Source organism: Pseudomonas sp. LBUM1670 (assembly GCF_059695695.1).
The window spans coordinates 5,156,481-5,169,519 of sequence record NZ_CP166783.1 but is presented as its reverse complement, the minus strand read 5'-3'; the positions used below and the strand labels follow the sequence as shown (position 1 = coordinate 5,169,519).

Genomic DNA, 13,039 nt, shown 5'->3' with positions numbered 1-13,039 from the left:
CATATGCGTTGGTTGTTCCTGCTACTGCTTGTTCTCAACGTGTTCTATTACATCTGGCACCAACAAGAGGCTCCTCTGCGCGCGAAGGATGTCACTCCTTTGAGTTTGTATCGGGGGGCTCAGCAGGATATTCGCTTGTTGAGCGAGACGACTGATGCATCCCGGGATAAAGGGAAAGCTGCTCAGGCGGACAATAGCTGTCTGTACTTGGGTGGTTTTGTTCGTCCAGAAGCTGCTCAGGCTGTTGAGCGGCGCTTGAATGGCATGGAGATCAAATATCAGTCCCTGCCAAAGGATCTTCCCGATTTTGCGGGTTACTGGGTGCGCGTGGCCCCAGAAAGCCGGCGCTGGCTGGATGATGTACAGCTGCAAAACCTTTCCAGAGAATTCAATGAGTTAAAACATAAAATAATGCCGTGCGAGGGGGTTGCGCCCGCTGAATAGTTTGCATAGAATGGCGCCCGCTTCGCAGTGAAGACCTTTAAAGGTCAACGGTGCAAAGCGAGGTCAACGCAGCTAACCTCAGGTTTTTAATGAGAAAATGCTTGACAGAAGGCTGGCATGATATAGAATGCCGGCTCGCTTAGGAGGGGTTCCCGAGCGGCCAAAGGGATCAGACTGTAAATCTGACGTCTACGACTTCGAAGGTTCGAATCCTTCCCCCTCCACCATTTTTAGCGAGAGCTGCAAGCCTCGCGGGTATAGTTTAGTGGTAGAACCTCAGCCTTCCAAGCTGATGATGCGGGTTCGATTCCCGCTACCCGCTCCAAGTTTGCAGGTTTTGCACAGTGTTGCGCTCTTGTAGCTCAGTTGGTAGAGCACACCCTTGGTAAGGGTGAGGTCAGCGGTTCAAATCCGCTCAAGAGCTCCATATAACAAGGCAGATATGAAAATATCTGCCTTTGTTTTAATGGTCTGGTTGTGTTTCGTTGTTCCAGGGGTGGTTTGAATCCCGGTGCTGGTGAGGCGCAAAGGCTGTTGAGTAAATTGTTGTAATGTCTTTTTTGGGCCGGCATAATGGTCGGCCTGATTTTGTTTTAGGTCAGTAGCTCAATTGGCAGAGCGACGGTCTCCAAAACCGTAGGTTGGGGGTTCGATTCCCTCCTGACCTGCCAGATTCACTTGGTGTGTCTGGCTTTCTTTTCACAGGATCTTCATAGATGACTCCTAAAGCTGAAGCTCAAGGCTCTCGCTTCGATCTGCTCAAGTGGCTAGTAGTAGTCGCTTTGGTGGTCGTTGGCGTTGTTGGTAATCAGTATTACTCTGCTTCGCCGATCCTGTACCGTGTGCTTGCATTGCTTGTCATTGCTGCTGTAGCTGCCTTTGTAGGCCTGCAGACAGTCAAGGGCAAGTCTTTCTTTGTACTGGTGAAGGAAGCTCGCACCGAGATTCGTAAAGTCGTATGGCCAACTCGCCAAGAAACCACGCAGACCACGTTGATCGTTGTGGCTGTTGTTCTGGTTATGGCGTTGCTGTTGTGGGGGCTTGATTCCCTGCTCGGCTGGCTTGTTTCCTTGATTGTCGGCTAAGGGTGTCCCGTGGCTAAGCGTTGGTACGTTGTGCATGCTTACTCCGGTTACGAGAAGCATGTCATGCGCTCGTTGGTCGAGCGCGTAAAGCTGGCTGGCATGGAAGATGGCTTTGGCGAGATTCTGGTTCCCACTGAAGAAGTGGTTGAAATGCGTAATGGCCAGAAACGCAAAAGCGAGCGCAAGTTCTTCCCAGGTTATGTGCTGGTTCAGATGGACATGAATGAGGGTACTTGGCACTTGGTCAAGGATACTCCTCGGGTGATGGGTTTCATCGGCGGTACCGCTGATAAGCCTGCGCCAATCACTGATAAAGAGGCAGAAGCGATTCTGCGTCGTGTTGCTGACGGTAGCGACAAGCCGAAGCCGAAGACGTTGTTCGAGCCTGGCGAGTCGGTACGTGTCAACGACGGGCCGTTTGCCGATTTTACCGGTACGGTTGAAGAAGTTAACTACGAAAAGAGCCGAATCCAAGTGGCAGTGCTCATTTTCGGTCGCTCTACTCCGGTAGAGCTCGAGTTCAGTCAGGTCGAAAAGGTCTAGCTGGACAAGCATCCCAACCCCGCAGCCTAGGCTGTGGGGTTTTGTCGTCACTGGGATAAACGCGCAAGTAACCGGGGAGCCTTTCGAGGCGTTCGAACCCGTAATTGGAGTGCCTCATGGCCAAGAAGATTACCGCTTACATCAAGCTGCAAGTGAAGGCCGCTCAGGCTAACCCAAGCCCACCTGTTGGTCCTGCTCTGGGTCAGCACGGCGTGAACATCATGGAGTTCTGCAAGGCTTTCAACGCCCGTACTCAGGGTATTGAGCCAGGTCTGCCGACTCCAGTGATCATCACTGTCTACAGCGACCGTAGCTTCACTTTCGAAACCAAATCCACCCCTGCTTCGGTTCTGCTGAAGAAGGCGGCCGGTCTGACTAGCGGCTCCGCTCGTCCGAACACCGTTAAGGTTGGCACCGTGACTCGTGCTCAGCTGGAAGATATCGCGAAAGTTAAAAACGCGGATCTGACTGCAGCTGATATGGAAGCGGCCGTGCGTACCATCGCCGGTTCTGCTCGTAGCATGGGCCTTAACGTGGAGGGTGTGTAATGGCTAAGTTGACCAAGCGTCAAAAGGCTATCGCCGGCAAAATCGAAGCAGGCAAGTCCTACAACTTTGTAGACGCTGCTGCTCTGCTGGCTGAGCTGTCGACTGTAAAGTTCAGCGAGTCGTTCGACGTTGCTGTGAACCTGGGTGTTGACCCGCGTAAATCCGACCAGGTCGTTCGTAGCGCTACCGTGCTGCCACACGGCACTGGCAAGACTGTTCGCGTTGCTGTGTTCACCCAGGGTCCAGCTGCTGAGGCCGCTCTGGCTGCCGGCGCTGACCGTGTAGGTATGGACGACCTGGCTGCCGAAATGAAAGGCGGCGACCTGAACTATGACGTAGTTATCGCATCCCCGGATGCAATGCGCGTTGTTGGTCAGTTGGGTCAGATCCTCGGTCCACGTGGCCTGATGCCTAACCCTAAAGTCGGCACCGTAACCCCAGACGTAGCTACCGCGGTTAAAAACGCCAAGGCTGGTCAGGTTCGTTATCGCACCGACAAGAACGGCATCATCCACACTTCCGTTGGCAAGATCGGCTTCGACGCCGTCAAGCTGAAGGAAAACGTTGAAGCCCTGATCGCTGATCTGAAGCGTATCAAGCCAGCTTCCTCGAAAGGCATTTACGTCAAGCGCGTTACCCTGAGCACCACTATGGGCCCAGGTCTGGTCATCGACCAAAGCTCGCTCGACGCGTAAGACACAGATTGGCGCAAGCGATTGCGCCAATTGAAAGATTGGGGTCCCTGCCTGGCGGGGGCTATCCAAGACCGTAGGCGACGCAAGTCTTAAACCTCAAGCCTACGCAGATGGTGCTCCCGGTTCCTTACCGAATCAGACACCAAAACGACATCCGGCTCCGGTTGGATGAAACGGTAACAAGCAGGAGTTAAACCCGTGGCAATTAAACTCGAAGACAAGAAGGCCATCGTCGCTGAAGTCAACGAGGCTGCCAATGTTGCCCTGTCTGCTGTTGTGGCTGATGCCCGCGGTGTGACAGTAGGCGCTATGACCGGACTCCGTAAAGAGGCTCGTGAAGCTGGCGTTTACGTACGTGTTGTACGTAACACCCTGCTCAAGCGCGCCGTTGCTGGCACTCAATATGACGTGCTCAACGACGTGTTCACTGGCCCGACCTTGATTGCATTCTCTAAAGAACATCCGGGCGCTGCTGCTCGTATCTTCAAAGAATTCGCAAAAGGTCAGGATAAGTTCGAGATCAAGGCAGCTGCGTTCGAGGGCAAGTTCCTCGCAGCTAATCAGATCGACGTACTGGCAAGTCTGCCGACCCGTGACGAAGCAATTTCTCAGCTGATGAGCGTGATTCAAGGCGCAACCAGCAAATTGGCTCGTACTCTGGCGGCCCTTCGCGACCAGAAAGAAGCTGCCGCAGCCTAAGGCTGAGCGACTCCTTTCAGCGTTTATTGTTTATTTCGATGGCCGCGTAGGCTGTCACCCCAATACAGGAATTTATAGTCATGTCTCTGACTAACGACCAAATCATCGAAGCAATCGGCGAAAAATCCGTTCTGGAAATCGTTGAGCTGATCAAGGCCATGGAAGAGAAGTTCGGCGTTTCCGCTGCCGCTGCTTCCGCTGGTCCAGCTGTTGCTGCTGCCGTTGTTGAAGAACAAACTGAATTCAACGTCATGCTGACCGAAGCTGGCGAGAAGAAAGTTAACGTGATCAAGGCTGTACGTGAACTGACCGGTCTGGGCCTGAAAGAAGCCAAGGCAGTAGTTGACGGCGCTCCTGGCATCGTTCTGGAAGCTGTTTCGAAAGACGCAGCTGACAAAGCAAAAGCCACTCTGGAAGAAGCAGGCGCTAAAGTCGAGCTGAAGTAAGCATCGACTTTGCACCTCCAGCCCAAGCGTAAAGCGAAAGGCTGATGGCTGGTGGCTCTTGCCACCGGCCTTTTTCCGTTATTGGCAACCGACTGGGTCGGTGCTGGTAACGAGCTGTAACCACCCGATGCGGTGGCGCAAACCATGGGGTTTGCACGATTTTCTGGCTGCTCCCGTCGGGAGGGGCCAAACAAGCAGGTGACCAAGCTGGGGAACGCTGATGGCTTACTCATATACTGAGAAAAAACGTATCCGCAAGGACTTTAGCAAGTTGCCGGACGTCATGGATGTGCCGTACCTCCTGGCCATCCAGCTGGATTCGTATCGTGAATTCTTGCAAGCGGGAGCGACTAAAGATCAGTTCCGCGACGTGGGCCTGCATGCGGCCTTCAAATCCGTTTTCCCGATCATCAGCTACTCCGGCAATGCTGCGCTGGAGTACGTCGGTTATCGCCTGGGCGAACCGGCATTTGATGTCAAAGAATGCGTATTGCGCGGTGTAACTTACGCCGTACCTTTGCGGGTAAAAGTGCGCCTGATCATTTTCGACAAAGAATCGTCGAACAAAGCGATCAAGGACATCAAAGAGCAAGAAGTCTACATGGGTGAAATCCCCCTGATGACTGAGAACGGTACCTTCGTAATCAACGGTACCGAGCGTGTAATCGTTTCCCAGCTGCACCGTTCCCCGGGCGTGTTCTTCGACCACGACCGTGGCAAGACGCACAGCTCCGGCAAACTGCTGTACTCCGCGCGCATCATTCCTTACCGCGGTTCGTGGCTGGACTTCGAGTTCGACCCGAAAGACTGCGTGTTCGTGCGTATCGACCGTCGTCGCAAGCTGCCTGCATCGGTACTGCTGCGCGCGCTGGGCTATACCACTGAAGAAGTGCTGGATGCGTTCTACACCACCAACGTCTTCCACGTGCAGGGTGAAAACCTCAGCCTGGAACTGGTGCCTCAGCGCCTGCGTGGTGAAATTGCTGTCCTGGATATCCTGGATGACAAAGGCAAGGTTATTGTCGAGCAAGGTCGTCGTATTACTGCTCGCCACATCAACCAGCTGGAAAAAGCAGGGATCAAAGAGCTGCAAGTGCCTCTGGACTACGTCCTGGGTCGCACTACCGCCAAGGTCATCGTGCATCCGGCAACCGGCGAAATCCTGGCAGAGTGCAACACCGAGCTGAACACCGAGATCCTGGCAAAAATCGCCAAGGCTCAGGTTGTCCGCATCGAAACTCTGTACACCAACGACATCGACTGCGGTCCGTTCGTCTCCGACACACTGAAGATCGACTCCACCAGCAACCAATTGGAAGCGCTGGTCGAGATCTATCGCATGATGCGTCCAGGCGAGCCGCCAACCAAAGACGCTGCCGAGACTCTGTTCAACAACCTGTTCTTCAGCCCTGAGCGCTATGACCTGTCTGCGGTCGGCCGGATGAAGTTCAACCGTCGTATCGGTCGTACCGAGATCGAAGGTTCAGGCGTGTTGTGCAAAGAAGACATCGTCGCGGTACTGAAGACTCTGGTCGACATCCGCAACGGTAAAGGCATCGTCGATGACATCGACCACTTGGGTAACCGTCGTGTTCGCTGCGTAGGCGAAATGGCCGAGAACCAGTTCCGCGTTGGCCTGGTACGTGTTGAGCGTGCGGTCAAAGAGCGTCTGTCGATGGCTGAAAGCGAAGGCCTGATGCCGCAAGACCTGATCAACGCCAAGCCAGTGGCTGCGGCGGTGAAAGAGTTCTTCGGTTCCAGCCAGCTGTCCCAGTTCATGGACCAGAACAACCCGCTGTCCGAGATCACCCACAAGCGTCGTGTGTCTGCACTCGGCCCTGGCGGTTTGACTCGTGAGCGTGCTGGCTTTGAAGTTCGTGACGTACACCCGACTCACTACGGTCGTGTATGCCCGATTGAAACGCCGGAAGGCCCGAACATCGGTCTGATCAACTCCTTGGCCGCCTATGCGCGCACCAACCAGTACGGCTTCCTCGAGAGCCCGTACCGTGTGGTGAAAGACGCTCTGGTCACCGACGAGATCGTGTTCCTGTCCGCCATCGAAGAAGCTGATCACGTGATCGCTCAGGCTTCGGCCACGATGAACGACAAGAAAGTCCTGATCGACGAACTGGTAGCTGTTCGTCACCTGAACGAGTTCACCGTCAAGGCGCCGGAAGACGTCACCTTGATGGACGTATCGCCGAAGCAGGTAGTTTCGGTTGCAGCGTCGCTGATCCCGTTCCTCGAGCACGATGACGCCAACCGTGCGTTGATGGGTTCGAACATGCAGCGTCAAGCTGTACCAACCCTGCGTGCTGACAAGCCGCTGGTCGGTACCGGCATGGAGCGTAACGTAGCTCGTGACTCCGGCGTTTGCGTCGTGGCTCGTCGTGGCGGCGTTATCGATTCCGTCGACGCAAGCCGTATCGTGGTTCGTGTTGCTGATGACGAAGTTGAAACCGGCGAAGCTGGTGTCGACATCTACAACCTGACCAAATACACCCGCTCCAACCAGAACACCTGCATCAACCAGCGTCCGCTGGTGCGTAAGGGTGATCGGGTTCAGCGCAGCGACATCATGGCTGACGGTCCGTCCACCGACATGGGTGAACTGGCTCTCGGTCAGAACATGCGCATCGCGTTCATGGCATGGAACGGCTTCAACTTCGAAGACTCCATCTGCCTGTCCGAGCGTGTGGTTCAGGAAGATCGCTTCACCACGATCCACATCCAGGAACTGACCTGTGTGGCACGTGACACCAAGCTTGGGCCAGAGGAAATCACTGCAGACATCCCGAACGTGGGTGAAGCTGCACTGAACAAACTGGACGAAGCCGGTATCGTTTACGTAGGTGCTGAAGTAGGCGCAGGCGACATCCTGGTTGGTAAGGTCACTCCGAAAGGCGAGACCCAACTGACGCCGGAAGAAAAACTGCTGCGTGCCATCTTCGGTGAAAAAGCCAGCGACGTTAAAGACACCTCCCTGCGTGTGCCTACCGGCACCAAAGGTACTGTCATCGACGTACAGGTCTTCACCCGCGACGGCGTTGAGCGTGATGCTCGTGCACTGTCGATCGAGAAGACTCAACTCGACGAGATCCGCAAGGACCTGAACGAAGAGTTCCGTATCGTTGAAGGCGCCACTTTCGAACGTCTGCGTTCCGCTCTGGTCGGCCACAAAGCCGAAGGCGGCGCCGGTCTGAAGAAAGGTCAGGAAATCACCGACGAAGTTCTCGACGGTCTTGAGCATGGTCAGTGGTTCAAACTGCGCATGGCTGAAGATGCTCTGAACGAGCAACTCGAGAAGGCTCAGGCCTACATCGTTGATCGCCGCCGTCTGCTGGACGACAAGTTCGAAGACAAGAAGCGCAAACTGCAGCAGGGCGATGACCTGGCTCCAGGCGTGCTGAAAATCGTCAAGGTTTACCTGGCAATCCGTCGCCGCATCCAGCCGGGCGACAAGATGGCCGGTCGTCACGGTAACAAAGGTGTGGTCTCCGTGATCATGCCGGTTGAAGACATGCCGCACGATGCCAATGGCACCCCGGTCGACGTCGTCCTCAACCCGTTGGGCGTACCTTCGCGTATGAACGTTGGTCAGATCCTTGAAACCCACCTCGGCCTCGCGGCTAAAGGTCTGGGTGAGAAGATCAACCGGATGATCGAAGAGCAGCGCAAAGTCGCCGAGCTTCGCAAGTTCCTGCACGAGATCTACAACGAGATCGGCGGTCGTAACGAAGATCTGGATAGCTTCTCCGACCAGGAAATCCTGGATCTGGCGAAGAACCTGCGTGGCGGCGTTCCAATGGCCACTCCAGTGTTCGACGGTGCCAAGGAAAGCGAAATCAAGGCCATGCTGAAACTGGCAGACCTGCCAGAAAGCGGCCAGATGCAGCTGACCGACGGCCGTACCGGCAACAAGTTCGAGCGCCCGGTTACTGTTGGCTACATGTACATGCTGAAGCTGAACCACTTGGTAGACGACAAGATGCACGCTCGTTCTACCGGTTCGTACAGCCTGGTTACCCAGCAGCCGCTGGGTGGTAAGGCGCAGTTCGGTGGTCAGCGTTTCGGGGAGATGGAGGTCTGGGCACTGGAAGCATACGGTGCTGCTTACACTCTGCAAGAAATGCTCACAGTGAAGTCGGACGATGTGAACGGCCGTACCAAGATGTACAAAAACATCGTGGATGGCGATCACCGTATGGAGCCGGGCATGCCCGAGTCCTTCAACGTGTTGATCAAGGAAATTCGTTCCCTCGGCATCGATATCGATCTGGAAACCGAATAACACGTGACGCGAATCGAGAGCGGGGCAGGATTGCCCGCTCTCTGCTCCGCCAGGAGGAAAGGCCTTGAAAGACCTACTGAATTTGCTGAAAAACCAGGGTCAAGTCGAAGAGTTCGACGCCATCCGTATCGGATTGGCATCGCCTGAGATGATCCGTTCGTGGTCGTTCGGTGAAGTTAAAAAGCCGGAAACCATCAACTACCGTACGTTCAAACCTGAGCGTGACGGCCTGTTCTGCGCCAAGATCTTTGGCCCGGTAAAGGATTACGAGTGCCTGTGCGGTAAGTACAAGCGCTTGAAGCACCGTGGTGTGATCTGCGAGAAGTGCGGCGTTGAAGTCGCGCTGGCTAAAGTTCGTCGTGAGCGCATGGCGCACATCGAACTGGCCTCGCCAGTTGCCCACATCTGGTTCCTGAAATCGCTGCCGTCGCGTATCGGCTTGCTGATGGACATGACCCTGCGTGATATCGAACGCGTTCTCTACTTCGAGAGCTATGTCGTTATCGATCCAGGCATGACCACCCTTGAAAAAGGTCAGCTGCTGAACGACGAGCAGTACTTCGAAGCGCTGGAAGAGTTCGGCGACGATTTCGATGCCCGCATGGGTGCCGAAGCTGTCCGCGAACTGCTGCACGCTATCGACCTGGAACACGAGATTGGCCGTCTGCGTGAAGAAATTCCGCAAACCAACTCCGAAACCAAAATCAAGAAGCTGTCCAAGCGTCTGAAGTTGATGGAAGCCTTCCAGGGTTCCGGCAACCTTCCAGAATGGATGGTGCTGACCGTTCTGCCGGTTCTGCCGCCAGATCTGCGTCCACTGGTCCCGCTGGATGGCGGTCGCTTCGCGACTTCCGACCTCAACGATCTGTATCGTCGAGTGATCAACCGTAACAACCGCTTGAAGCGTCTGCTCGATCTGTCCGCTCCGGACATCATCGTGCGCAACGAAAAGCGTATGTTGCAGGAAGCTGTCGACGCACTGCTCGACAACGGTCGTCGTGGCCGCGCTATCACCGGTTCCAACAAGCGTCCTCTGAAATCCCTGGCTGACATGATCAAGGGTAAGCAGGGTCGTTTCCGTCAGAACTTGCTCGGTAAGCGTGTTGACTACTCCGGTCGTTCGGTAATTACCGTAGGTCCGACCCTGCGTCTGCACCAGTGCGGCCTGCCGAAGAAAATGGCTCTCGAGCTGTTCAAGCCGTTCATTTTCGGCAAGCTGGAAATGCGTGGTCTCGCTACCACCATCAAAGCTGCCAAGAAGATGGTCGAGCGCGAACTGCCGGAAGTTTGGGACGTTCTCGCTGAAGTCATTCGCGAACACCCGGTTCTCCTCAACCGTGCACCGACCCTTCACCGTCTGGGTATCCAGGCGTTTGAACCGGTACTGATCGAAGGCAAGGCTATCCAGCTGCACCCTCTGGTCTGTGCTGCGTACAACGCCGACTTCGACGGCGACCAAATGGCCGTGCACGTACCGCTGACACTGGAAGCCCAGTTGGAAGCGCGTGCGTTGATGATGTCGACCAACAACATTCTGTCGCCAGCCAACGGTGAGCCAATCATCGTTCCGTCGCAGGACGTTGTATTGGGTCTGTACTACATGACTCGTGAAGCGATCAACGCCAAGGGCGAAGGTCGTGTGTTCGCGGATCTGCAGGAAGTTGACCGTGTGTTCCGTGCCGGCGAAGCCGCACTGCACGCCAAAGTCAAAGTGCGGATCAACGAAACCGTAAACGATCGTGACGGTGGCAGCGTCAAGAACACTCGTATCGTCGACACCACTGTCGGCCGTGCGCTGTTGTTCCAGGTTGTTCCACCTGGCCTGTCGTACGACGTCGTCAACCAGCCGATGAAGAAAAAGGCGATCTCCAAGCTGATCAACCAGTGCTACCGCGTGGTTGGTTTGAAAGAGACCGTTATCTTCGCTGACCAGTTGATGTACACCGGTTTTGCTTACTCGACCATCTCCGGCGTTTCCATCGGTGTTAACGACTTCGTTATCCCGGATGAAAAAGCCCGCATCATCAATGCTGCTACTGATGAAGTGAAAGAGATCGAAAGTCAGTACGCTTCCGGCCTGGTAACCCAGGGCGAGAAGTACAACAAAGTGATCGACCTTTGGTCCAAGGCGAACGACGAAGTTTCCAAGGCAATGATGGCCAACCTCTCGAAAGAGAAAGTCATCGACCGTCATGGCGTCGAAGTCGACCAGGAATCCTTCAACTCGATGTACATGATGGCCGACTCGGGCGCACGGGGTTCTGCAGCGCAGATCCGTCAGCTCGCCGGTATGCGTGGCCTGATGGCCAAGCCGGACGGTTCCATCATCGAAACGCCGATTACTGCGAACTTCCGTGAAGGTTTGAGCGTACTTCAGTACTTCATCTCGACTCACGGTGCTCGTAAAGGTCTGGCGGATACCGCGTTGAAAACTGCGAACTCCGGTTACCTGACTCGTCGTCTGGTAGACGTGGCGCAGGATCTGGTTGTGACCGAGATCGATTGCGGCACCGAGCACGGCCTGGTAATGACTCCGCACATTGAGGGCGGTGACGTTGTTGAGCCGCTGGGTGAGCGCGTATTGGGTCGTGTCATCGCCCGTGACGTGTTCAAGCCAGGTACCGAAGAAGTTATCGTTCCTGCCGGCACGCTGGTAGACGAGAAGTGGGTCGAGTTCATCGAGCTGAACAGCATCGACGAAGTGATCGTGCGTTCGCCGATCAGCTGCGAAACCCGCTATGGCATTTGCGCCAAGTGCTACGGCCGTGACCTGGCTCGTGGTCACCAGGTGAACATCGGTGAAGCGGTCGGCGTTATCGCTGCCCAGTCCATCGGTGAGCCGGGTACCCAGCTGACCATGCGTACGTTCCACATCGGTGGTGCGGCAAGCCGGACCTCCGCAGCCGACAGCGTTCAGGTGAAGAATGGCGGTACCGTCCGTCTGCATAACCTGAAGCACGTTGAGCGAGTGGATGGTTGCCTGGTTGCTGTGTCCCGTTCCGGTGAGCTGGCAATCGCTGATGACTTCGGTCGTGAGCGCGAGCGCTACAAGCTGCCGTACGGTGCTGTGATTTCGGTTAAAGAAGGTGACAAGGTCGACGCTGGCGCAATCGTGGCCAAGTGGGATCCGCACACTCACCCGATCGTTACCGAAATGAAAGGTACCGTGACCTACGTGGGCATGGAAGAAGGCATCACGATCAAGCGTCAGACTGACGAATTGACCGGTATGACCAACATTGAAGTACTCGACGCCAAAGACCGTCCAGCTGCCGGTAAAGATATCCGTCCTGCTGTGAAGATGGTTGATGACAACGGCAAGGATCTGTTGCTGCCAGGCACTGACGTTATCGCTCAGTACTTCCTGCCAGCCAACGCCCTGGTCGGTGTTGCGGACGGTGCGAAAATCGCGATCGGTGATGTTATCGCTCGTATTCCGCAAGAGACTTCGAAGACCCGTGACATCACCGGTGGTCTGCCGCGTGTTGCCGACTTGTTCGAAGCCCGTCGTCCGAAAGAAGCCTCGATTCTGGCTGAAGTCAGCGGCACCATCGCATTCGGTAAAGAGACCAAAGGCAAGCGCCGTCTGGTTATCACTCCGAACGACGGTACTGATCCGTACGAAGAGCTGATTCCGAAGTGGCGCCACCTGAACGTCTTCGAAGGCGAACAGGTAAACCGCGGCGAAGTTATCTCCGACGGTCCGAGCGATCCACACGACATCCTGCGTCTGCTGGGTGTAAGTGCGCTGGCCAAGTACATCGTGAACGAGATCCAGGACGTTTATCGTCTGCAAGGCGTGAAGATCAACGACAAGCACATCGAGACCATCCTGCGTCAGATGCTGCGTAAAGTTGAAATCGCTGAATCCGGCGACTCGACTTTCATCAAGGGCGACCAGATGGAGTTGACTCACGTTCTGGTAGAGAACGAGCGTCTGGCTGGCGACGAGAAATTCGTTTCCAAGTTCACTCGCGTGCTGTTGGGTATCACCAAGGCGTCGTTGTCTACCGAATCGTTCATCTCGGCGGCTTCCTTCCAGGAAACCACTCGCGTACTGACCGAAGCGGCGGTAACCGGCAAGCGCGATTATCTGCGCGGCCTGAAAGAAAACGTTGTCGTGGGTCGTCTGATCCCGGCGGGTACCGGTCTGGCTTATCACAGCGAGCGTAAACGCCGTCGTGATGCTGACAAACCGTTGCGCGTAAGCGCCAGTGAAGTGGAAGCTGCACTGACCGAAGCGCTGAACTCGAGCGGTAACTGAGTTCTGCGATAAATGAGCGTA

The 13,039-nt window shown here is 55.4% G+C and carries 9 protein-coding genes and 4 tRNA genes; all 13 read left to right on the top strand.

From position 1 onward, the window contains the following. Positions 1-3 precede the first annotated feature (3 nt). The 13 genes from ACA073_RS23685 to rpoC all read left to right on the top strand — a co-directional run bounded on the left by ACA073_RS23685 (position 4) and on the right by rpoC (position 13,018). The gene (locus ACA073_RS23685; RefSeq protein WP_497399875.1) at positions 4-444 is read left to right on the top strand and encodes a hypothetical protein; all 441 of its coding nucleotides are present in this window, start codon (positions 4-6) and stop codon (positions 442-444) included. 142 nt (positions 445-586) lie between these two features. Further along, positions 587-671: transfer RNA gene (locus ACA073_RS23680), tRNA-Tyr, on the top strand. A 24-nt stretch (positions 672-695) separates the two neighbouring features. After that, positions 696-769, top strand: a tRNA-Gly gene (locus tag ACA073_RS23675). 26 nt (positions 770-795) lie between these two features. Further along, positions 796-871 (top strand) — tRNA-Thr (locus ACA073_RS23670). Between the two features lie 168 nt (positions 872-1,039). Then, positions 1,040-1,115 (top strand) — tRNA-Trp (locus tag ACA073_RS23665). Between the two features lie 45 nt (positions 1,116-1,160). Then, positions 1,161-1,529, top strand: a complete 369-nt coding sequence (gene secE, locus ACA073_RS23660; protein WP_007896620.1) for a preprotein translocase subunit SecE — start codon at positions 1,161-1,163, stop codon at positions 1,527-1,529. Positions 1,530-1,538: 9 nt separating this feature from the next. After that, a complete protein-coding gene (gene nusG, locus ACA073_RS23655) occupies positions 1,539-2,072 on the top strand; it encodes a transcription termination/antitermination protein NusG (RefSeq protein WP_007896622.1) in 534 nt (177 codons plus the stop codon). Between the two features lie 116 nt (positions 2,073-2,188). Next, the gene (rplK, locus tag ACA073_RS23650) at positions 2,189-2,620 is read left to right on the top strand and encodes a 50S ribosomal protein L11 (protein ID WP_017341076.1); all 432 of its coding nucleotides are present in this window, start codon (positions 2,189-2,191) and stop codon (positions 2,618-2,620) included. After that, positions 2,620-3,315 (top strand): 50S ribosomal protein L1, encoded by a 696-nt coding sequence (gene rplA / locus ACA073_RS23645; protein WP_008041297.1) that lies wholly within the window; start codon positions 2,620-2,622, stop codon positions 3,313-3,315. The genes rplK and rplA overlap by 1 nt, the downstream gene beginning before the upstream one ends. A gap of 198 nt (positions 3,316-3,513) precedes the next feature. After that, positions 3,514-4,014: a 50S ribosomal protein L10 gene (rplJ, locus tag ACA073_RS23640; RefSeq protein WP_007896629.1), complete on the top strand. Its 501-nt coding sequence runs from the start codon at positions 3,514-3,516 to the stop codon at positions 4,012-4,014. 80 nt (positions 4,015-4,094) lie between these two features. Further along, entirely contained in the window at positions 4,095-4,460 is a 366-nt protein-coding gene (rplL, locus tag ACA073_RS23635; protein WP_497399872.1) for a 50S ribosomal protein L7/L12, read from the top strand. Positions 4,461-4,680: 220 nt separating this feature from the next. Continuing rightward, positions 4,681-8,754: a DNA-directed RNA polymerase subunit beta gene (rpoB, locus tag ACA073_RS23630; protein ID WP_461952995.1), complete on the top strand. Its 4,074-nt coding sequence runs from the start codon at positions 4,681-4,683 to the stop codon at positions 8,752-8,754. A 64-nt stretch (positions 8,755-8,818) separates the two neighbouring features. Then, positions 8,819-13,018 (top strand): DNA-directed RNA polymerase subunit beta', encoded by a 4,200-nt coding sequence (gene rpoC / locus ACA073_RS23625; RefSeq protein WP_214379168.1) that lies wholly within the window; start codon positions 8,819-8,821, stop codon positions 13,016-13,018. Positions 13,019-13,039: the final 21 nt, after the last annotated feature.

What these genes read in the sequence shown, in the direction of transcription:
- rpoB (WP_461952995.1), top strand. Translation starts at nt 4,681, where the DNA reads ATGGCTTACTCATATACTGAGAAAAAACGTATCCGCAAGGACTTTAGC.
- rplA (WP_008041297.1), top strand. Translation starts at nt 2,620, where the DNA reads ATGGCTAAGTTGACCAAGCGTCAAAAGGCTATCGCCGGCAAAATCGAA.
- rplK (WP_017341076.1), top strand. Translation starts at nt 2,189, where the DNA reads ATGGCCAAGAAGATTACCGCTTACATCAAGCTGCAAGTGAAGGCCGCT.
- secE (WP_007896620.1), top strand. Translation starts at nt 1,161, where the DNA reads ATGACTCCTAAAGCTGAAGCTCAAGGCTCTCGCTTCGATCTGCTCAAG.
- ACA073_RS23685 (WP_497399875.1), top strand. Translation starts at nt 4, where the DNA reads ATGCGTTGGTTGTTCCTGCTACTGCTTGTTCTCAACGTGTTCTATTAC.
- rplL (WP_497399872.1), top strand. Translation starts at nt 4,095, where the DNA reads ATGTCTCTGACTAACGACCAAATCATCGAAGCAATCGGCGAAAAATCC.